The sequence below is a fragment of the Streptomyces sp. NPDC089424 genome (assembly GCF_044749345.1).
GTDB lineage: Bacteria > Actinomycetota > Actinomycetes > Streptomycetales > Streptomycetaceae > Streptomyces.
Window position 1 is genome coordinate 1,250,061 of record NZ_JBIVHU010000001.1, and the last position, 20,548, is coordinate 1,270,608.

The 20,548-nt window shown below is 71.9% G+C and carries 13 protein-coding genes; 6 read left to right on the forward strand and 7 right to left on the reverse strand.

The window, feature by feature from the left end; translation table 11 throughout:
• Positions 1–55 precede the first annotated feature (55 nt).
• Complete coding sequence (locus ACIP2X_RS05505; RefSeq protein ID WP_401667819.1) at positions 56–1,762, reverse strand: FAD-dependent oxidoreductase; 1,707 nt, start codon at positions 1,760–1,762, stop codon at positions 56–58.
• A 205-nt stretch (positions 1,763–1,967) separates the two neighbouring features.
• Here ACIP2X_RS05505 and ACIP2X_RS05510 point away from each other — a divergent pair, with 205 nt between their 5' ends.
• Complete coding sequence (locus ACIP2X_RS05510; protein ID WP_401667822.1) at positions 1,968–4,346, forward strand: SpoIIE family protein phosphatase; 2,379 nt, start codon at positions 1,968–1,970, stop codon at positions 4,344–4,346.
• A gap of 26 nt (positions 4,347–4,372) precedes the next feature.
• Here ACIP2X_RS05510 and ACIP2X_RS05515 read toward each other — a convergent pair whose 3' ends face one another.
• From ACIP2X_RS05515 to ACIP2X_RS05530, 4 genes are all read right to left on the reverse strand, one after another.
• Positions 4,373–6,307 carry an N-acetylmuramoyl-L-alanine amidase gene (locus tag ACIP2X_RS05515; RefSeq protein ID WP_401667824.1) on the reverse strand — a complete coding sequence of 645 codons (1,935 nt, stop codon included), beginning with the start codon at positions 6,305–6,307 and terminating at the stop codon, positions 4,373–4,375.
• A 590-nt stretch (positions 6,308–6,897) separates the two neighbouring features.
• Positions 6,898–7,590, reverse strand: coding sequence for an acetate uptake transporter (locus ACIP2X_RS05520; protein WP_401667826.1), 693 nt, complete (start codon positions 7,588–7,590; stop codon positions 6,898–6,900).
• A 181-nt stretch (positions 7,591–7,771) separates the two neighbouring features.
• On the reverse strand, positions 7,772–11,860 hold the full coding sequence (locus ACIP2X_RS05525; RefSeq protein ID WP_401667829.1) for a discoidin domain-containing protein: 4,089 nt from the start codon (positions 11,858–11,860) through the stop codon (positions 7,772–7,774).
• A 665-nt stretch (positions 11,861–12,525) separates the two neighbouring features.
• Positions 12,526–13,089, reverse strand: coding sequence for a YceI family protein (locus tag ACIP2X_RS05530; protein WP_401667832.1), 564 nt, complete (start codon positions 13,087–13,089; stop codon positions 12,526–12,528).
• 255 nt (positions 13,090–13,344) lie between these two features.
• Here ACIP2X_RS05530 and ACIP2X_RS05535 point away from each other — a divergent pair, with 255 nt between their 5' ends.
• From ACIP2X_RS05535 to ACIP2X_RS05545, 3 genes are all read left to right on the forward strand, one after another.
• On the forward strand, positions 13,345–14,145 hold the full coding sequence (locus tag ACIP2X_RS05535; RefSeq protein ID WP_401667834.1) for a DUF427 domain-containing protein: 801 nt from the start codon (positions 13,345–13,347) through the stop codon (positions 14,143–14,145).
• A gap of 263 nt (positions 14,146–14,408) precedes the next feature.
• Positions 14,409–16,544 (forward strand): NAD-binding lipoprotein, encoded by a 2,136-nt coding sequence (locus ACIP2X_RS05540; RefSeq protein ID WP_401667837.1) that lies wholly within the window; start codon positions 14,409–14,411, stop codon positions 16,542–16,544.
• A 383-nt stretch (positions 16,545–16,927) separates the two neighbouring features.
• Entirely contained in the window at positions 16,928–17,542 is a 615-nt protein-coding gene (locus ACIP2X_RS05545; RefSeq protein ID WP_401667839.1) for a dihydrofolate reductase family protein, read from the forward strand.
• Between the two features lie 100 nt (positions 17,543–17,642).
• On the opposite strand, the gene ACIP2X_RS05550 is transcribed toward ACIP2X_RS05545, so the two are convergent.
• Together ACIP2X_RS05550 and ACIP2X_RS05555 are read right to left on the reverse strand one after the other, a co-directional pair.
• Entirely contained in the window at positions 17,643–17,777 is a 135-nt protein-coding gene (locus ACIP2X_RS05550) for a hypothetical protein (RefSeq protein WP_401667842.1), read from the reverse strand.
• Positions 17,778–17,788: 11 nt separating this feature from the next.
• Positions 17,789–18,631 carry an SDR family NAD(P)-dependent oxidoreductase gene (locus ACIP2X_RS05555; protein ID WP_401667844.1) on the reverse strand — a complete coding sequence of 281 codons (843 nt, stop codon included), beginning with the start codon at positions 18,629–18,631 and terminating at the stop codon, positions 17,789–17,791.
• A gap of 192 nt (positions 18,632–18,823) precedes the next feature.
• On the opposite strand from ACIP2X_RS05555, the gene ACIP2X_RS05560 reads away from it, so the two are divergent.
• Together ACIP2X_RS05560 and ACIP2X_RS05565 are read left to right on the forward strand one after the other, a co-directional pair.
• Positions 18,824–19,714 carry a helix-turn-helix transcriptional regulator gene (locus tag ACIP2X_RS05560; RefSeq protein WP_401667847.1) on the forward strand — a complete coding sequence of 297 codons (891 nt, stop codon included), beginning with the start codon at positions 18,824–18,826 and terminating at the stop codon, positions 19,712–19,714.
• A gap of 77 nt (positions 19,715–19,791) precedes the next feature.
• Positions 19,792–20,529, forward strand: coding sequence for a GNAT family N-acetyltransferase (locus ACIP2X_RS05565; protein ID WP_401667849.1), 738 nt, complete (start codon positions 19,792–19,794; stop codon positions 20,527–20,529).
• Positions 20,530–20,548: the final 19 nt, after the last annotated feature.

Here is a 20,548-nt window from a genome sequence, read left to right on the forward strand (position 1 = left end):
AGGTAGGCGACGGGTTCCGCGCCACGATCCGGCCGGACCGGTGTCCCGAGGCCCGCTACTGCCCGGGCCGTCCGCCGTTCGACCTGGCCGCGAGCGTTCGGTGTATCTGGGAGATCACGATCGATCCCTCTCCCACTGCGGAAGCCACCCGCTTCACCGAGCCCGCCCGTACGTCGCCGACCGCGAAGACGCCCGGGACGCTGGTCTCCATCCCCAGCGGACCACTCCCCGACGAGTAGCCGGAGGTGTCCGACACCTCGCCGCCCACGCGCACGAACCCTTTGGAGTCCGTCTCCAGGCAGTCGTCGAGCCACGCCGTGTTGGGGACGGCTCCGAGCATCAGGAAGACGTTGGAGGTGAGGTTCCTGCGTGCCGTGCCGGTGGCGTCGTCGCGCCAGCGCACCGACTGCACATGCCCCGTGCCCTCCAGCGCGGTGATCTCGGACCGTGGGTGGACCGAGATCCTGGCGGACGCCTCGATCCGGGTGAGGAGGTACTGGGACATCGACTCGGCGAGCCCCGGCCCCCGCACCAGCATGTGGACGTGACGGGCGAACTGCGACAGGAAGACCGCGGCCTGGCCGGCGGAGTTCGCTCCGCCGACCACGAAGACGTCCTCGTCCGCGCAGAACGACCCCTCCAGTGCCGTCGCGGCGTAGTGGACGCCGTTCCCCTCGAACTCGGCGAGTTCCGGCAGGCTCAGGCGCCTGTAGTGGGCGCCGGTCGCCACCACGACGGTGTGCGCCATGAGCGCCTCGCCGTCGCTCAGGTGCAGCGTGAAGGGGGAGGTGGCGCAGTCCAGGTGCTCCACGGCGCGGGGGATGGCGATGCGGGCGCCGAACTTGCGCGCCTGGACCTGCGCCCGTGCCGCGAGTTCATGGCCACTGATGCCGAGGGGGAAGCCGAGATAGTTCTCGATCATCGAGGACGTGCCCGCCTGACCGCCGGGGGCCGTCGCCTCGATCACCACCGTGCTGAGGCCCTCGGACGCCGCGTACACGGCGGCGGCGAGCCCCGACGGCCCGGCTCCGACCACCGCCACGTCGACGGTCCGCAGGTCGCTGATCACCTCGACGATGCCGAGGCACCGGGCGATCTCCGGGATCGAGGGGTTCTCCAGATAGGTGCCCGAGCGGCAGACGACGACCGGCCAGCGAGCGGACGGCCTCACCCCGTAGCTGTCCAGAAGCCCGCCGGCTTCGGGCAGTTCGGTGTCGATGTGGTGCACGGGATAGTCGTTGCGTTCCAGGAACGTGCGGATGCGCACGACCTCCCGGGACGTGCGGGGACCTGCCAGGACCACGGTTCCTAGCCCCAGGCGGATGTACCGCAGGCGCCGGAGGATGAACGCCTTGAGGATGATGCGCGCGAGGTCGGGCTCGTTCGCGATCACCCGGCGCAACTGCGCAGGTCGTAGCCGTATCACCTGTGTCTTCTCGACAGCCACCGCCTCGACCAGGGATTTCTGCCGGTTGAGCAGCGACAGCTCCCCGGTGAACTGGCCGCCCCCGTAGACGGTGATGATCCGCTCCGCGTCGGAATCCCCTGGGCTGCCCTGCTGGCAGACGTTGACCGTCCCGTCCAGGACCAGGTAGAAGTCGAAATCCTGGGCGCCGCGGGGATACAGCACCCGCCCGGCCTCCAGTCGATCCGGAACGCCGTAGCGTCGCAGGCAGTCCACATGATCGTCGGCAAGGTACGGGAAGATGCTCTCGCTCTCGTCCTGGGCATCCGCGATGCCCGGGTGCTGGAGGTAGTTCATGGCGCTGCCTCACGGGTCGTTCCCGCCACCCCGCGCTTGCCTCTTCAGCGTCCTGCGTCCGCCGCGGCCGCGCATCCGGAGCAGGGTGGGCTTCCGGCACGACAGGGGTCACCTGGCGAGGACGCGGGTTTCCGATGTCGTCGTTCGTCGACCCGGAGGAGACTGGGGGCGTACCGAGTTCTGAGGCGAGGGAAAGCTGCAGACCATGGGTGCACCTCATGCCACCGGGCGCGGTGGCGACGCCCAGGAGGCCCGGGCGGAGGACCGGGCCCGCCTCCTCCTGGACCGCGCGGGGCTGGTCGTCGGGTGGAGCCCCGGCGCCGAACTGTTGCTGGGGCGGCCCGCCGCGGGGGCGCTGGGGCGCCCGGTGGTGGACCTGCTCGGTGACGTCGGGCCCGCACGAGTGGAGGTCCGCCCCGCACGCGTCCGTGACACGGAGCCGCGGTGGGAGATGACGCTCGCCCCCGCGACACCGGCGATCCCGGCGCGACCCGCGGACGGAGACCATCCGGTCGCGGAACTGGACGACGCCCTCCTGGAGACACTCTTCACCGTCTCGCCCGTTGGTCTGTACCTCCTGGACACCGACCTGCGGATCATCCGCTTCAACCCCGCCGCGGAAGGCATGGAGAACACCGAGCTCGCCGAGGCCGTGGGCAAGCGCCCCAGCGAGGCGTGGCCCAGCGCGGCGGTGGACATGATCGAACGCGTGATGGAACGGGTGCTCGCCACCCGCCGGCCGGCGGTCGGGGTGGAGAAGCGGCTGCGCCCGCCGGGCGACCCCGACCACGAGCACGTCTACTCGGCCTCCGTCTTCCCCCTCGTGAGCAAGCAGGGCGAACTGCTCGGCGTCGCCGACGCCACCGTCGACGTGACGGACCGCCAACTGGCCCGGGACCGGCTGAACGTGCTGGCCCTGGCCGGCACGCGGATCGGCGCCACGCTCGACGTGCGCGACACCGCGCACGGCCTGGCCGACGTGTCCGTACCGGGGCTGGCCGACTGCATCGCGGTCGAGGTACTGGAGCCGGTGCTCGCGGGGGAGGAGCTCGACCCCGGCCCCGTGCGACCGGACACCGTGCTGCGTCGCGCGGCGTCGAGGTTCCGCGACGAGCCGGTGCGCACGCGGGCCGACCCCGCCCCCGGAGCCCCGCTTCCGGCGATCGACGTCGCCGCCGACGTCCTCACCGATCTCGAACCCCGCATCCTCGACCCGCTCGGCGCGGTCGGACGCGAGGCCGTGACCGCACTGCCGGCCGGCCAGGACGAGGTCCGCTCGATGATGCTCGTCCCGCTGGTCACCCAGAACCGGGCCCTCGGACTCGCCCTGTTCGGCCGCGGCGGCGAGCGCCGGCCGTTCGAACCGGACGATCTGACCCTGGCCGCGGAACTCGCCCTGCGTACCGCCGCCTGCCTCGACAACACGCGCAGATACCTACGGGAACGCAACGCGCTCGCCGCCCTGCAGCACGCGCTCCGCCCGGACCGCATGCCGCCGGAGCACACGCTGGACGTCGCGCACCGGTACGTGCAGGCGGGCTCCGGCGGCGACTGGGTCGACGTCGTGCCCCTCTCGGGCGCGCGCGTGGCCCTGGTCGCCGGTCGCGCGCAGGGCAGGGGACTGAGGACGGCCGCGGCGGCGGGGCGGCTGCGCGCCGCGGTGCACACGCTGTCGGACCTCGACCTGGAACCCGACGAACTCCTCGCCCGCCTCGACGACCTCGCCCGCCGGCTCCGCACCGATGAAACCCCCGGCACGGAGCGGGGCCGGGCGGCGGAGCACCCGGTGCGGCCCGAGGGCGGGAACGAGACCGGCTCGACCTGCCTCTACCTCGTCTACGACCCCGTGTCGGGGCGCTGCTCGGTGTCCAGCGCCGGTCACCCCTGGCCGGTCGTCGTGCACGCGGACGGGACCGTCGCCGCCCTCGACCGTCCCGCCGGCGCCGCGCTGGGCCGCTCCGGCGGCCCCTTCGAGAACGTCGACCTGGACCTTCCGGAGAACTCGACGCTGGCCCTGTTCACCCAGGGTCTGTGCCAGGGGTGGCCGCAGGAGCAGGCGGGCGAGCGGGTCGCGGCCCTCCTGGACGGCTTCTGCGGACCCGTACGCCAGGCGTGCGCGATGCTGACCGACGCCCTGGTCCCGGCACGTCCGCGCGAGGACGCCGTCGTCCAGGTCGCGCGAACGCACCTGCTCGGCCCGGCACGGGTGGCGTCATGGGATCTCCCGAGCGAGACGTCCGTGGTCGCCACCGCCCGGTCGCTCGTCGCCGGACAGCTCACGACGTGGGGGATGGACGAGGCGACGTTCACCACGGAACTGATCGCCAGCGAACTCGTCACCAACGCCATTCGGTACGCCAAGCCGCCCGTGACCCTGCGCCTGATCCGTGACCACGCCCTGACGTGCGAGGTCACGGACGGCAGCAGTACCTCACCCCGGCTGCGGCACGCCCGCACCACCGACGAAGGGGGCCGGGGCCTGCTCCTGGCCGCCGGGTTCTCCGACCGGTGGGGCACGCGTTTCGCCGACGGGGGGAAGACGGTCTGGGTCGAGCAGAACCTTCCCGAGCCCGTCAGGTCCTAGGTGCCGCTGTGCCCGCTCCGCCCGTGTCAGGGGTTGGCGGGGCCGGTGGCGTTCACGTCGTCGGCGTAGACGAGCGCGGTGCGGTGGTTGTACTGGATCGTGTACATGGACTTCGCGCCGAGCACGACCGTGCCGCTCGACTTGAAGTAGTCGTCCGTGGGCGCGGCCGGTGCGGTGGCGACGTACGCCTGACCCGGGGGAATGGTGTACATGCTCAGGGGCGCCTGGGTGGACGGGGACAGGCCCGCCGGGTACTCGGCCGCGTCGGGGTAGCTGGAGCCGTAGACCCGTACGGGCTCGGTGGTCAGGCCGCTCCGGACGACGGTCACGTCACCCCGCGTGGGGACGGTGTTGCTCCCCTTGGGGTTGTGGAACCAAACCTTGCTGCCGCTGTACCAGATCGCGGTCCACGCGCCCTTCCGGCCCGCGACCACGAACTGCTGGCCGGCCTGGACCGTGCTGCCCCAGTCGTTGACGCGGTCGGTGCCGGCGGCACCGGGGTGGATGGCCTGGTCCCCGAAGAGCGGCGCGGCGCTGCTGGGCGCGGTGCGCACGTACAGGAAGTTCGACGCCTGCGTCACGTCGGTGCAGGCGGTGGTGGCGCCGGTGGGGTCGTCGGAGGGGCAGACCTCGACGGTCTGCCGGTTGTCGTCGAACCCGGGAGCGATGGTGATCACACTGCCCACGCCGCCGACCCCGTGCCTTCCGGTGACGGGGGCGCCGATCAGGGCCATGAAACGCTCCCAGTCCCACGACGGTCCCGGGTCCCAGTGCATGCCGGAGACGGTCGCCGACGTCGGGCCCGCGTAGGTGTCGTGCCCGAGGATGTGCTGCCGGTCGAGCGGTATGCCGAACCGCGCGGCCAGGTACTTCACCAGCTCCGCGTTCGCCTCGTACTGCGCCTGCGTGTACCAGGTGGCCCCGTGTGCCGCGAAGCCCTCGTTCTCGATGCCCAGGGAGTGCATGTTCGTGGAGTAGTTGCCCGCGTGGAACGCCAGGTCCTTGGTGGGCACCATCTGCGTGACCGCGCCGTCCGAGGAGCGCACGACGTAGTGCGCGGAACTGCTGCCCGGGGTCTGGAAGGTGGTGATGGCCGACTCGTACGACGACTCGGTGTCGTGGATGACGATCGAGTCGAGCCGGATGCCGTTGGCCGGGCGGTCGGAGACCTGCCCGTTGGCGGCGGCCGCCGGCACGAAGGTGCAGTCCACGGTGGCCGGGCACTCGGTGTCGGCCGTCTCGGTCCGCGCCAGGCGCAGCTCGGACACCTGCCCGGTGGCCGGGGCGACCTCGGGGTCACCGGCCAGCGCCACCCGCTGTCCGGTGGAGGTGGTGCGCGCGGCACCCTTTTTCAGCGTGGCGAAGACGCGGTCGGCGAACGCCCGCGCGCCCTGGCTCCGGTCGGCCTGGCTGTAGCGTGCGACCGCCCCGTACCAGTCGCCCGGATCCGGGGACGTACCGCCGGTGAGTTCCTTCTGGTACGACGCCAGCAGCGCCGCGCCTCCACGGATGTTGGCCGCGGCGTCGGTGCGCAACCGCTCCTGCGGCAGCCCCGTCAGCCGTGCGGCGGCCCGCAGGGTGTGCAGCGCGGGGTCGGCGGCCGCCTCGGCGGCGTCCGCGCGGCCCGCCATGCCCGCGTCGCCGCCGCTCAGCATCTCCGGTGTGACGTCCGTGAGGTGGAGAGGTCCGTAGCCGCCGCCGGTGCTGTGCTCCCCGGCCGGCGCGTCCCATGCGGACTCCTGGTAGGCCAGCGCCAGCAGCAGCGGCTCGGGCACCTCGAACTCCTGCGCCGCGTCGGCGAAGTCCCTCTGCAACGCCGAGGCGTCCGGGCCCTTGTCGCCCGACGCCTGGGCCACCAGAGGGACGGCGACGGCGCCGGCCAGCGCGAGCGCCGCCGCGGCGAGCACGACCGGCCGCCGCCGCAGGGCATGCCTGCGCCGTGCCGCTGTTTCTGTCGTCATGGAAAAACCCCGAGTTTCTTCACTTGCCGGACGCATTGCCGCGGGCGGCGGTACGAGAATTCGTGCTGGCGACACCCGCGCGGCAAGAAGATGCAATCCTGCTTCGTGAAGCACGAGTTGGCAGGTCGGAGCAGCGCTCAGCAAGCTACCCGCACGCCTTCGGACGAGGCAAGTTGAATGTACAACGATCGAGTCTCGACCGAATTGGCATTTCCGTTCGATCATGGCGCGGGAATTCAATTCTCCACGCCATCGACACCGAATCCCCACAACCCGGCGCGTCGGCGCGGGACTCGATTCGCCGTGCCTGACCGCGGCGAGAGCGGCGGACATGGGATCTGCCTGCCGAACCATGGGACATGGGCGCCAGTTCAAGGGCGCAAAGGTGGTGCTGACCCCGCTTGCGTATATGTTCGCCGAGCCCGAAACCGATCAAGGCAGGGAGGATGACCGCCCCGATGCTGAGCAGGGCGTGTGGAGAACGCGTGACCAGTCAGCACGACGCGTCTCGGCCGGATCCGCGAGCAGGCGACGATCAGCTCGGGCGGTTTCCCGACGTGATGTGCGTGGACGCGGCGTGCGGTTGGCGGTCAGGGCTGTTGTCCTGAGGAGATGTCCTCGGACCGCAGTTCGCGCTCGCCCGCGGAGGAGGTGACGGAGCCGGGCCTGCTCTTGTGGTGCGCCAGGTGGGCCAGCCGCTTGCCGGGGTCGGGAAAGACGGGCACGAGATGCCGGCCCCAGGTGCCGTTGATCAGTCCGGCGAACGACGCGTACCAGGCGATCGCGGCGGTGACGAAGCCGAAACCGCCGGCGACCTGGAAGAGTCCCTCGGACTGCGCGAAGTTCGCGGCGGTGAACAACGTGAAGGTGATGGTCGCACTCGTGAAGGCCGCCAGCAGCACACCCGTGATGCGGAGCGTGGCGATCGTCAAGTAGAAGGTGAGGACGGCCCACGGCAGATTGAACAGACCGTTCGCTATGTGGATCTGGTCGGGTGGCAGGTTCGGAGCGACGGCCATTCCATATACCGCGAAGGCGACCCAGAAGGCGCCGTACGAGCTGAATGCCGTGGCGCCGAACGTGCTGCCCTGCCGGAACTCGACCAGGCCGGCGATGAGTTGGATCACGCCACCGAAGAAGAGCGCGACCGGGAATATCGCCGGAGTCAGCGAAGGGTCGACCCCGACGTAGAAGAAGCTCAGCATGAACGTGGTGGTCCCGAATCCGGCCAGACCCAACGGGGCGGCATCCGGCATCGGTGCGGGACGGGTGGGCCCAGGCATGACAGCCTCCCGCCGTGTGTCCTGCCTGTCGGACAGATCCGAGCCACGGCGTCGCTCCGCGTGAGGCGCAAAAGACACCGCCCTCGACATCGAGCATGCGTCCGCGCGGTGCGACCGGCAACCGGGAGAGCCGGGCGAACGCCCCGGTTCCGGCGTGATCCGCCGGAACCGGGGCGAGGCGTCACGCGTGCAGCGTGACGGCCCGGCTGTTGTATGCCTCCACCCGCAGCGCCGGACGCCGCGAGTCCAGTGCCCCGGACGGCCAGGACAGCTGCACGGTCCTCGACTCACCGGGCAGCAGCCACAGGTAGTTGTCGCTGTACAGCGTCGGCAGCACCCGGCGCCCGTCCCTCCCGTCGTCCAGCAGGGACAGCCGCACCATGGCCGCCACGGCCGACCCCTGGTTGCGTACGGTCGCCGTCAGCTCATGGCGGCTCCCCGACCGGGACACCCGCGTGATCGCTCCGGACACCTTCACCTGACGTACCTCGTTCAGGGCACGCATCGCCGCCGGTTCCCGGTAGCGCCAGTAGGTGTTGCGGGACAGCTCCCTGCCCCTCGCGTCCCGCAGCGTCAGCCGCATGAGGTGCAGGTCGGGCAGGTCGTCGGTCCAGCCGGCCCGGAAGGCGCCGGTCTTGGTGGCGCGCGCCACGTCCACCCGTGCGGTGCGCCTCCTGCCGAGCTCCCGGCCGGACAGGTCGTACAGGTGCGCGCTGACGGTGGCGCCGCGCAGATCCGCCGCCGTGTGATTGACGGCGATGACCTGCCAGTCCAGCGGATCGGCCTGGACATGGAGCGGCTCGCAGGCTGAACGGGCCCCGTAGTAGGTGCCGTTGACGTCGAAGTCGTAGTCGTAGGTCTGCCAGACGGTGCTGTGCCAGGCCGGGTGGGACATCCACAGCATCAGGCCGGTCGCGTTGTCCCAGAGGTTCGCGTTCCACGCCTCGAACATGGCCCGCGTGTTCTCGTAGTTGACGAACTGGGCCTTGCGGGCGAAGTCGTCGAGGTCCTCCACCTCGCCGAGGCGGCTCTCCACGGCGGCCTGGTAGTTGCGCGGCGCCTGGTTACCGCGTTCGCTCCAGTCGTGGTAGTACCACGCGCCGCGAATGGGCCACTCCGGCTCGTCGCCCACCAGGTTGCGCATGCTGGCCGCCGTGGAGACGACCGGCATCCCGATCTCGGTGTGGAAACCGAAGTCCTTGCTGCCGTAGGTCATCGGGTCGAAGTACTTCTCGGGCTCCACCCAGCCGTAGGGACCGCCGCCGGTGACGATCCCGCCGGCCGAGTTGTTCTGGTAGAGCAGGCCCGGAACCTGGTCCTCGACGGCCTCGCGCATCCCCTTGTCGATCTCGGCCGGGGGGTTGCCCTCGTTCGCTCCGCACCAGACCGCCACGCACGGGTGGATCCGGTAGCGCAGTACGGTGTCGCGCGCGAGGGAGTTGAAGGCCGCACGGTCCGGCGGGTCCATGGCCCACGCGTTGGGGAAGTCGTTCCACACCAGGATGCCGTGCCGGTCGCAGGCCGCGAAGAACTCCTCCCGGTCACTGCTGCCGACCCAGTTGCGGATCATGGTGAAGTTCATGTCGCGGTGCATCCGCACCGCCGCGTCCATGCGCTCGGGCGGCATCCTGCGCAGCAGTTCGTCCCAGCCCCAGTTGCCGCCCCGGGCCAGCACCCGCACGCCGTTCACACTGATCTTCAGCGGGTCGGGGGTGTTGGAGACCGACTTGACGTCCGTCCACGTGTCACCGTCCTCGGACACCTGGATCACATAGGTCTTCGGGTAGGCGGCCTCCCAGACGATCGCCACCCGGTCGACGTCGTGCACGGCTCCCAGGTCCACCTGGATCCACTGGTGGTCCTCGTACTGCGAGGACCACCGGGTGCCGGGGTCGCCGTCCGTGGCGTGGGCGGCGGGGTGGTCGGACTCCTCGGTGGAAGCCGTGGCCGTCCGGTGCAGGGCGAGGTCGGTGCCGGGGTCGGAGCGGTCGACGACCGCCAGGGACCACAGCGAGTTGCCCCAACTGGTGTTGCGCAGCCCGCAACTGAGACGGACGTAGCGGGCCCGGTGCCGGTCGAAGTCCTCGACCTGGAGGCTGGCGTTGCCGTTGTTGAACGGCAGCGGCACCGCGCCGTTGTCGACCGCCGCCACATCGCTCCACTCGGAGCCGTCGGCGGACACCTGCACCACGAACGACTTCGCGTAGGCCCGCTCCCACGCGAGGTCGACCCGGTCGAAGGACTGCACGGCCCCCAGGTCGACGCTGATCCACTGGTCGTCCTCGAAGGCGGAGGCCCATCGGGTGCCCGGGTCGCCGTCGGTGACGTTGGCCGGACCGTGGCCGTCCTCGTCGGTGCTGGAGGCGTCGGCCGCGGCGTGCAGGGCGAGGTCGGTGCCGGGCCGGGAGCTGTCGAGCACCGACAGACCCCACAGGGAACTGCCCCAGGAGGTGGCGCGGGTCAGGCACCTGACACGGACGTGCCGCGCCTGCCGGCGCGCGAAGGTCACGGACTGCGTGTACGAGTTCTCGGACGCGGCGAACGGCAGCGGTACGTCGTACTCGTAGCCGAACTGCCGGATGCCGAAGCGGGTGGTGCGGCGGTCGCTCTCCTGGCCGTCGAGCGCGACGGTGAGCGTCAGGTCGTGCAGGTCGGGCTCGCCCAGGCCGTTGGGCCACCACAGCTTGGGGTTGCGCAGCCGCAGCTGCCGGAAGGCGTCGGGAGCGAAGACGACGTCGAGGCTCTGGCCGGCGGGGACGGTGACGACCCGCGACACGCGCACGTCGCCGAACACGGCGGTGACCGTCGCCCGGTGGTCGGCGGAGTCGGCGTTGCGGACGGGTACGACCACCGTCAGCTCGGCGACCGACACGTCGGGCAGGTCGGGCAGCAGGGTGTCGACCCGGGGGTCGCCGATGACGACATGCCCCGTGGACCGCAGCCGGACGTGGTTCCAGATGCCCGCCGCGCGGTCGCGGACGGCCGGCATCCAGTCCCAGCCGGACGAGGCCAGATACGTCGGGGAGTTGAGGTTCATCTGCGGGGCGCCCGCGTCCACCCAGGCCTCACCCAGCGGACCCTTGTCACCCGGGCTGCCGGGCACGGGCATCGGCGAGATCTTCACCGCGAGCGCGTTGGTGCCGTCCCGGGTGATCAGCCCGGTCACGTCGTAGGCGGCCCGGGCGAAGGGGTACGTGAGGTCACCGACACGGCGGCCGTTGAGCCACACGTCCGCCTGGTGGTTGACACCGTCGAACTCCAGCCACACGCGGCGGCCGGCTCCGGAGCGCAGCCCCCGCGGCAGCTCGAAGTCCCGCTTGTACCACCAGGAATGGCGTGACAGCGCCTCAGGGATGTGCAGGTTGTTGAGCCCCGTCACGGGATCGGGCAGTTTGCCCTGTTCCACGAGCGAGCCGAGGACCGTGCCCGGCACCGTCGCGGGCAGCCAGCCGCTCGTGTCGACGGACGGCTCGGACAGCCCGGCCCCGTCCTGACCGGCCCAGTCGTCGAGGGTGAGCCGCCAGCCCGACTCCACCGGGACCGTGCCATCGTCGGACACCGTCAGCCGGGGTGCCTTCCCGTGCTGGGTACCCCACTCGGTCCAGCCCGTCACCGAGGGGCGCCTGCCCTGGGCGACGCCGTACACCTCGAAGCCGTTGAGGCCCAGCGGCAGGGGGCTGGAGCGCTTGAGCGAGGTCATCCGGACCCGGCGTGCCGACACCGGGCGCGGAAGCTGGACGTCCACCTCGCCACCGGTGCCCGCGGTGGTGCGGTACACGCTCGTCCACGCCTCGCCATCCAGCGAGGTCTCCAGCACGAAGTGCAGCGCGTAGGCGGACTGGATCTCCTTGCCGGTGGTGCCGCTGTGCGGGTTTCCGCTGGTGGGCGGGGTGAACACCGGGTCGGAGGCGTCCGCCTCGAAGGTGAGGCGTATGCGGTCGACCTCGCACACGGCCTGGAGGTCGACCGCGATCCACTGCGGGTCGCCGTCCTCGGCCCGCCAGCCGCTGCCGCGGACGCCGCGACTGCCGAGCCGGTCCACCACGAAGGAGGCGGGGGTGGGGGCGTAGGCCGTCGAGGACGCGGACACCGGGCGGTACAGGGCGAGTTCGGCCGGTGCCGCCGGTGCGCCCGGTGCGGCGGCGCCGGTCGCCGCGGCGGGCGTGGTGGTGAACGCGGCTCCTGGGCCCAGCCAGGCCAGCAGAGCGGACCCCGTGGTGACGATGGACCGCCGCGAAGGATGACGCGGCGTACCCGACTGATCTGTCATGAACTTGAAGTCCCATCGAAAAAAGAACCGCCGGCAGCGCGACCGGACCTGCCCCCCGCGCTCCTGCCCCCAACGGCATGACAACGTTGCCAAAGGTTCTGGCGGGCGACGCCTCCGTGTCAAGGGCCTTGCTGAAGTTGCTGTTGGTGGCCAGGTGACCGGCGAGACGGATCGGCCCTGCCACGCTCCGGCGTGCCCGGCACTCGGTGGCGGGTCGGCGACGAGAACGTCGGGGCGGCGAGGAGACGGGGATCGGGGGCGGGTGGTTGCCCGGGAAATGCGGGCGGGCTTCAACGTTCCATTGGTCCCCACGGTGTCGAAGCGCTTCGGGGAGAACGACGGTTCGCATGAGAATTTTCGCGGCGTCCGTGAAAGCTCTGATCGCGTTTTCCGGGGAATCAGTTCCCGCCGTCGCGGAGATTCCCACGCGATTCCCACACGACGTCGGAGGCCGATCTTTCGCGAACTCAGGCTTTCCGTGGCCGAACCCGTCTCGGTCACGCCGGTGCCCCGTCGGGCCGGGCGGGGCACCCTCCGCTCCAGAGGTACCCCACCCGGCCGGGGCGCGCGCCGACCTCCGTCCCCACGGTGCGGCGCGAGCAGGCCAGGACGTCCCGTCGCTCCTGGGACGGCGCGGCCTGGGTCTTCAGACAGGTCCTGGCAGGTCAGGGCCCGTTCTCGGGATCCATGTGCACCGCGGAGATGTCGACGGCCAGCGACATCTCGACGTCCACGGGTGCGCCCCCGGACTGGGGCGGCGCGCTCCAGACAAGTCCCCGGTCGGACTGTCCGAGGGTGGCGGTGCCCCTGAAGCCGACCCGGTGCCTTCCGCGTGCGTCCCGTGCCGCTCCGCCGAACTCCAGGTCCAGGGTGACGGGCAGTTCGACGTCCTTTATCCGAAGGTCTCCGTCGAGGCGGACACCTTCGTCACCGGCACCGGCGATTCCTGCCGACTGGAACGTCATCAGCGGGAACGACGACGAGTGGAAGAAATCGGGACCCTTGAGGTGTCGGTCCTTCTCCCGATCGCGGGTGTCGAGGCTTTCGGTCTGGATGCTCATGTACGCCGCGTTACGGGAAAAGTGCCTGCCGTTGAGTTTGAGGATCCCTTCGAAGGAGGTGAAGCGCCCGCGGACGTCGAGGACGAGAGCATGCCGAACGGAGAACCCGATCACACTGCGCACCGGGTCGATGAGGTAGATACCGTTCGGCACGTCGAACGGGCTCACCAGGGAAACCCTGTTCCGTCGTCGGTCCTCGAGCATGTCTGCACCCTCTGAGCTGTCGAGCATCCTTCTGCGCCCTCTTCACCAGGAGAGACAGGACAGCGACCTCGGTTGTGACAGGCGGTCGGGTGGAATTCCGGGCCGACCCTCCGGCGGCGTCGGCGACCTCACGCGCCGGGGCAGGGCTCACGGGCGGAGAATCCGGGCGTGGGAGCGCAGTCGAGCGCTGTCGAACGCAGTGGACAGAGGTGACCGACCATGAGTGAGGAAAGCGTGCTGCATCCGGGCCTGATCGTCCCGCCCGGGCACGTCGAGCCGGTGCCGCGGCGCATCCGAGGGGTGATCGACGGGCGTGTCGTCCTCGACACCCGGCGCGCGCTGTACGTGTGGGAGTGGCCGCCCTACCCGCAGTACAGCGTCCCTCTCGACGCCCTGGCCGGGTGCGTGCTCACCGACGACGACCATGTCGAGGAGCGCGGCGCCGGGCCCGCGCGGCGGCACTCCCTGCACGTCGGATCCGAGGTGCGCGCGGGTGCCGCCTGGGTCTGGGGGGACGGCGCCCCGGAGTCCGTGCGGGGTACGGTGCGATTCGAGTGGGACGCGCTGGACGCCTGGTTCGAGGAGGACGAGCAGGTCTTCGTGCACCCGAGGAGCCCGTACTCCCGGGTGGACGCCCTGCGTTCCTCCAGCAGTGTCCGCGTGGAGGTGGACGGGGTCGTGCTGGCGGACGCGCCGAGCTGCGTCAAACTGTTCGAGACCGGCCTGCCGACCCGCTACTACCTCGACCCCCTGCACGTCGATCTGACGCGGCTGCGCGCGTCGGAGACGGTGACCAGCTGCCCCTACAAGGGGACGACGAGCGGCTACTGGTCGTTCGACGGCGAGCTCGCCACCCACGAGGACATCGCCTGGTCCTACGACTTCCCGACGGCACAGGTCCCTCGGATCGCGGGCCTGATCGCCTTCTACAACGAGCATGTCGACCTGCACGTGGACGGCGCGCCGCTGCCGCGCTCCACCGAGCCCCCGCCGACGGCGGCGAGCCGTCGCGGACGGTGACCGCGCGACGTCGCCGAACACCCCAGGAGCAGCCGTGCGCTCCTCGTGTCTCCTGCCGCCCCCTCGTGTCACCGGATTGTCCGATCGGGTGAATGTGCCTGTGGCGCGGCGTGTCGCGGCCGGGTCGCCCGCACGCTTCGTTCGGGAGAGGGAGCGGGGAGCAGGGGAGTGGGCAGCGGAGCAGCGGGGTTCGAGCATCCCCGGGACCGGCACGAGGGTGACAGCGGGGGGCGGATGTGGTGGGGCGGCAGCGGCCTGCTTCGTTGCGGGACAGAGCGCGCTATCTGTTCGACAGGACTCTGGCACGCAGCACGGGCACGCTGCTGGGCTGGCTGGCCGCGTGCTGCCTCGCCGTCGTCCTGCCGGTCAGCGCGCTGCTGGTGTGGACCGACCCCGCCGCACCGCGAACCCTGGCCGGACGGCTCACCGCCGTGTGGCGCACCAGCGCCGAGACCCTGCGGCTCGGCGGTGTCACGGGCGAGCCGCTGCGGATGCTGCTGGCGGGGCTGCTCGGGCTCGTCGCGCTGCTCTGCGTCTCGACTCTGATCGGCGTCATCACCACCGGACTCGGCGACCGGCTCACGGAGTTGCGTCGCGGCCGCTCCACGGTGCTGGAGGAGGATCACGCGGTCGTGCTCGGCTGGTCCGACCAGGTGTTCACGGTCGTCGCCGAAACGGTCGCGGCGGTGGCAGCGGCCGCGGCGGGCGGCAGGCGCGGGGTGGTCGCGGTGCTCGCCGAGCACGACAGCGCCGAGATGGAGACGGCCCTCACCGCCGTTCTCGGAGACGTCGGCAGGGCCCGGCTCGTCTGCCGCACCGGCTCACCGGCCGACCCCCGCGCGCTGGCCCTCGTCACACCCGCCGCGGCCCGTTCGGTGCTGGTGCTGCCGTCCGAGGACGCCGGTGACGGCGCCGACGTGGAGGTCGTCCGCGTCCTGATGGCCCTGCGCGCGCTGCTCGGCGCGCGGCCGGGCCCGCCGGTGGTCGCCGCGGTGCGCGACGACCGGTTCCTGCCGGCCGCGCGGCTGGCGGCCGGGCCACGGGGCACGGTGCTGGAGACGGACCTCACCACCGCGCGGCTCCTGGCGCAGTCGGCACGGCGCCCAGGGCTCTCCGCGGCGCTGCGGGACCTCCTCGACTTCGCCGGGGCCGAGTTCCACGTCGTGGACGTCCCCGAATTGACGGGACGCTCGTACGACGACATCGCACTGTGCTTCGAGGCGTGCTGCGTCGTCGGGTTCCTGAAGGCGGACGGCCGGCCCCTCCTCACTCCCGCGCCGGGCACGCTCTTCGAGACCGGCGACCGGCTCGTGGTCGTGGCGCCCGACGAGCCGGCGGAGCCTCCGGCCGATCGCCGGGACCTCGTCGAGGGGGCGCTGGTGACGGCACCCGTCCCCCTGCGGGCCGCCCCGGTGCGGGTGCTGCTGCTCGGCTGGAACCGCCGCGCGCCGCTGCTCCTCGGCATCCTGCGCGACACCTCGCCGCCGGGATCCGTAGTGGACGTCGTCACCGACCCCGACCAGGCACCGGGCGGCGTCCTGGAGGGAGACGGGGCGGAGGAGTCGTTGCAGGGCGCCCCCGCACGTCTTCTTCTGAACCATCACACGGGCGACCTCACCCGCCCCGAGTTCCTGCGTGCCCTCGACGTCTTCGGCTACGACAGCGTCGTCGTCCTCGGCCCCGACGAGTGCACGGGCACCGAGCGCCCCGACGACCGCACCCTCCTGACGCTTCTGATGCTGCGGGCGCGGGAGGAGGAAGCGGGCCGTGCCCTTCCGGTGGTGGCCGAGTTGCGCGACCCGCGCAGCCGGGCGCTGGCCCCGCTCGGCCCCTCCTCCGACGCGGTGGTCCGCGGCGAACTGACCGCACTGCTGATGGCGCAGCTCTCCCACAGCCCGGAGTTGGCGACGGTGTTCGACGAGATCTTCGCCGTCCGCGGCGGCGCGCTGGCCCTGCGCCCGGCGGGAGACTACGTACGGCCCGGCGCCGAGACGGCCTTCGCGACGGTCGTCGCGGCAGCCCTGGAGCGTGGGGAATGCGCCCTCGGATACCGGGTCCCCGCACCACCCGGCGCGGCGCCGCACGGCCTGCGTCTGTGCCCCGGCACGTCGCGACGGCGGGTGTGGGACGCCCAGGACGAGATCCTGGTGCTGACGCCCGGCTCCGTCACGACCCCCGCCACCGAGCCCGGCGGGCGCGGCCTGCCCGGCATGCGAGGGGAGCCCACGGGGCCCGTGCCGACCACGACGCCGGGGCAGAACGCACAGCGCCCCGCCCCACCCGAACTCCGCTCGCCCGCACCCCGGGACCAGCGGAGCGCGGGCCACGGTCTCGAGGCGGCGGGCCGCGAGGGCGAGGGGGCGGGCGACGGTCACGAAGGGGGCGAGCCGTGGTCGTGAGGAGGCGCGGGCCGCGAGTGTGAGGGCGCGGGCCACGACGGTTAAAGGGCGGGCCGCGGGGCGTGTGAGGGGGTCGGCCACGACGGTGCGGGCGCGGGCCATGGGGCGTGTGAGGGGGTTGGCCGCGACCGGCGGGCCGGGGTCCGGGGGTGGCCGTGAGGGCGGGGGCCGCGCCGGGAAAGGGCGAGCCATGGTCGCGGGGCGCTCGACTCGGTTGTGACGAGGGCGGGCCGCGATGGTGAGGAGGCCGGTCCTCGCTCGTGACGGGGCGCGGCTCGTCGGCTGCTCTCCCGTACCCGTGGAAAGCCCCGCTCGGCGGCGCGACCTTCGGACTCCGCGCACCGGAGCGATGAGTTCGGGCGGCCGGTCGGGTCTGTCCTGGCATGACGCGCATCATCGCCGACATCTCGGTCTCCCTCGACGGCTTCGTCACCGGTCCCGACCCCGGCCCCGGCAACGGTCTGGGCACCGGTGGCGAGGCCCTGCACACCTGGGCGTTCTCCGACGACCCCGAGGACCGCCGGGTCCTGCGCGAGGCCACGGCCCGCTCCGGCGCCGTGGTCCTCGGCAGGCGGCTCTTCGACCTGGTCGACGGCCCGGACGGCTGGGACGACACGACGGGCTACGGCGCCGGCGAGGTCGGCCGGCCGGCATTCGTCGTCGTGACGAGTTCGCCGCCGGAATCGGTGCGGCTCACCGACCTCGACTGGACGTTCGTCACCACCGGTCTGCCCGACGCCGTCACGGCCGCACGCGAGCGCGCCGAAGCCGCGTCGGCGGACAGCGGCAAGGACCTCGACGTGGTCCTCATGGGCGGCGGCGCCACGATCGGCTCGGCGCTGGACGCGGGCTTGGTCGACGCGCTGACACTGCACCTCGCGCCCGTCGTGCTGGGCTCGGGGACGCCCCTGTTCACCGGCCGGGCACCCCACACGCTGGTGCAGCGGGGCGTGACCGCGACATCGACCGCGACGCACGTGAGCTACGACGTCCGGTGACGCCGCGGGCGTTCAGGGCGGTGGCGGCGTCCGGTGGGCGCCGAAGGGGTGCGCCGGGATCGGGGTGAGCTGGCTGGAGAGCGCCACCCGGCCCAGCAGATCACCCGGCCGCGTGGCAGGCCTGCGACGCGGTCGTCACTCCGTCGACGACGAAGAAGACGTAGAAGTGGTGCACGAGCCTGCCGTCCACGGAGCGGTACCGGACCCCGACCATCCACGCGTCCTCGCCGATCATGGCGCTGTCCTTCACACGGGACCGGCCGCCGCCCCGTGGGTGGCCTTGAGGGACAGCGGTTCCCAGCGGTCGAGTTCGGCGAGGCGGGAGACGAGGGAGGCACGGATGTGGTCCACGGCGTCGGCACCGACGGCCAGCCGCAGCGGGGGCTCGTCCAGTGCCGCGACGGTCATGACGGCGTCGGCCACCGTACCGGGGTCGCCGAAGGCCTCGGGCGGCAGTTGCGCGAAGTCGGAGAGGAACTTCCCGACGGTGGGGGCGTAGACGTCGGCGGGGGAGACGACACGGAGGTTGCCGGCGAACTCGGTGGCGAAGGTGCCCGGCTCGACGACGGTGACCTTGACTCCGGTGGGGGCAAGCTCGTGGGCGAGCGCCTCGCTGAGCAGTTCCACGGCGCCCTTGGTGGCGGAGTAGAGACCGGAGGAGGGCCAGGCGAACTGGCCGAGGAGGGAGGACGTCTGCACCACGCGGCCGCGCGAGGCACGGAGCGCGGGAAGGGTCGCGCGCAGCACGGTCAGGTGCGCCAGGACGTTGGTGTCGAGGACGGCGCGTGCCTCGTCGGCGTCGATCTGTTCGACGGCTCCGAAGAGCCCGTATCCCGCGTTGTTGACCAGGACGTCGAGGCCGCCCGCCGTGCGCACGGCGTCGGTGAGGACCTGTTCGGCCTCCGGGGCGGTCAGGTCGAGTTCGACCGTGGTGATCCGGACGCCTTCCGGGGCGAGCCGCGCCAGCTCGGCGAGACGGTCGCGGCGGCGTCCTACGGCGATCACATCGGCACCGGCGGCGAGTGCGCGCTCGGTGATCAGACGGCCGAATCCGGAGGTCGCGCCGGTGATGAGCCAGGTGGTGGACATGAGTGCTGCTCCTGTACTGGGCCGTGCGACCGGCGCACGGCGAGGGCGTCGTGAGAGCCAGGTGGCGTCCCGTTCTCAAGCCAACCGCTCGTGGACACCGGGGTGGAGCGTGGACGTGGCCTTCCTGTTCCTGGGATTCCGAGGGCCACCCCGCGACTGTCCGCCCCCACGGATCGGCGCGATCCTGGGTCCATGGAGAGGAACGAGGGGCTCGGCGACTTCCTGCGTGCCCGGCGGGCGGCGACGGACCCGGAGCGGCTGGGTATCCGTGTCGAGGCACCGCGCCGGGTCCCGGGGCTGCGCCGGGAGGAGCTGGCGGCGCTGGCCGGGGTGAGCGTGGACTACTACACGCGGCTGGAGCAGGGCAGGCCGATCACTCCGTCCGAGTCGGTGCTGGACGCGCTGGCGGGCGCCCTGTGCCTCGACTCCGCGGAGCGCAGCTATCTGCACGCGGTCGCGCGCCGGCCGGCGTCCCCGCGTCGCCGGGCCCCGCGCACGGGGCAGAAGGTGCGGCCCGGGGTGCACGCGTTGCTGGCCCGTCTGGGAGACACGCCCGCCTTTGTGCTGGGGCGCCGTACGGACGTGCTGGCGACCAACCGGATGGCCCGCGCGCTCCTGGCCGACTTCGACGGCATGCCCGCCCGGGAGCGCAACGCGGTGCGCTGGATCATGCTCGACGAGACGGCCCGTTCCCTGTTCGGCGACAGCTGGGAGCGGGTCGCCGCCGTGTTCGTGGGGACGCTGCGGATGGACGCCGCCCGGCATCCCGACGACGTGCGCACCGCGGACCTCGTGGGCGAGCTGTCGATGCGGAGTGAGCCGTTCCGTCGTTGGTGGGCGGTGCAGAAGGTGGTGCAGGTCGGCCATGACACGAAGGTGCTGCATCATCCGATCGTGGGGGAGCTGAGCTTTCACACGGAGGCCCTGACCTTCCCCGGCGATCCGGACCAGACCCTCTTCACGTTCCTCGTCGCCCCGGGTTCGCCGTCGGAGGAGGCGCTGGCAGTGCTGTCGTCCTGGGCCGCCGAGCACGTCCGGCCCGGCGGGTCGCGAGGGGCGTTCGGTGAGCAGCACCGCGCGTAGGTCGAGGAGCCTTATAGTTGGAATTTCCAACGCACTTTACGACGCCCCGTCGCCACCGACCGACAAGGAGGTCCGCCATGGTTCGGGCCCGTCCTGAGCCCCAGCGAGCGGATTCCCGGCACATACTGGACAACCCCGTCCTGGCATCCCTCTCCGGCCCCTGGCACGCCCCCCTCGCGCGAGGGCGCGGACGTGTCCGCCGGTACCTGGAGGACGTCTCGCCCTTCATGGGCCTGCCCGAGGACCCGACGGAGCGGGACTGGGCCGACGCGGCCCAACTGCTGGGGTCCGGCACGAGTGCCCTGGTCAACGGCTCGGTGACCGTCCCGGACGACTGGAACGTCGTGGAGCGCTTCGGCATCCTGCAGATGACCGCCTCCGAGGAGGTCGAAGGCGTACGCGACCACCGCGCCGTGCGCCTCACCGCGGACGACGTGCCGCAGATGCTGGACCTGACCCGTCGTACCGCCCCCGGACCGTTCCTCCGCCGCACCATCGACATGGGCACCTATCTGGGGATACGCCGCGACGGCGCACTCATCGGCATGGCCGGCGAGCGGATGCGGGCCGAGGGGTGGGTGGAGATCAGCGCCGTGTGCACGGCACCCGAGCACCGGGGCGAGGGCCTGGGCACCAGCCTGCTGAGGACGATGGTGGCCGAGATCGCCGCGCACGGGGACCGGGCCTTCCTCCATGTGGCGTCCACCAACTCCCAGGCCGTCCAGCTCTACAAGCACCTCGGCTTCACCGCCCGGCGGGAGTTCACCGTCACCGTGCTCCGAGGGCCGGACCTCGCGGTGCAGGACAGCGCCTGACCCCTCGCGCGAGCCGCGG

What these genes read in the sequence shown, in the direction of transcription:
- ACIP2X_RS05505 (WP_401667819.1), bottom strand. Translation starts at nt 1,762, where the DNA reads ATGAACTACCTCCAGCACCCGGGCATCGCGGATGCCCAGGACGAGAGC.
- ACIP2X_RS05510 (WP_401667822.1), top strand. Translation starts at nt 1,968, where the DNA reads ATGGGTGCACCTCATGCCACCGGGCGCGGTGGCGACGCCCAGGAGGCC.
- ACIP2X_RS05515 (WP_401667824.1), bottom strand. Translation starts at nt 6,307, where the DNA reads ATGACGACAGAAACAGCGGCACGGCGCAGGCATGCCCTGCGGCGGCGG.
- ACIP2X_RS05520 (WP_401667826.1), bottom strand. Translation starts at nt 7,590, where the DNA reads ATGCCTGGGCCCACCCGTCCCGCACCGATGCCGGATGCCGCCCCGTTG.
- ACIP2X_RS05525 (WP_401667829.1), bottom strand. Translation starts at nt 11,860, where the DNA reads ATGACAGATCAGTCGGGTACGCCGCGTCATCCTTCGCGGCGGTCCATC.
- ACIP2X_RS05535 (WP_401667834.1), top strand. Translation starts at nt 13,345, where the DNA reads ATGAGTGAGGAAAGCGTGCTGCATCCGGGCCTGATCGTCCCGCCCGGG.
- ACIP2X_RS05545 (WP_401667839.1), top strand. Translation starts at nt 16,928, where the DNA reads ATGACGCGCATCATCGCCGACATCTCGGTCTCCCTCGACGGCTTCGTC.
- ACIP2X_RS05550 (WP_401667842.1), bottom strand. Translation starts at nt 17,777, where the DNA reads ATGATCGGCGAGGACGCGTGGATGGTCGGGGTCCGGTACCGCTCCGTG.
- ACIP2X_RS05555 (WP_401667844.1), bottom strand. Translation starts at nt 18,631, where the DNA reads ATGTCCACCACCTGGCTCATCACCGGCGCGACCTCCGGATTCGGCCGT.
- ACIP2X_RS05560 (WP_401667847.1), top strand. Translation starts at nt 18,824, where the DNA reads ATGGAGAGGAACGAGGGGCTCGGCGACTTCCTGCGTGCCCGGCGGGCG.
- ACIP2X_RS05565 (WP_401667849.1), top strand. Translation starts at nt 19,792, where the DNA reads ATGGTTCGGGCCCGTCCTGAGCCCCAGCGAGCGGATTCCCGGCACATA.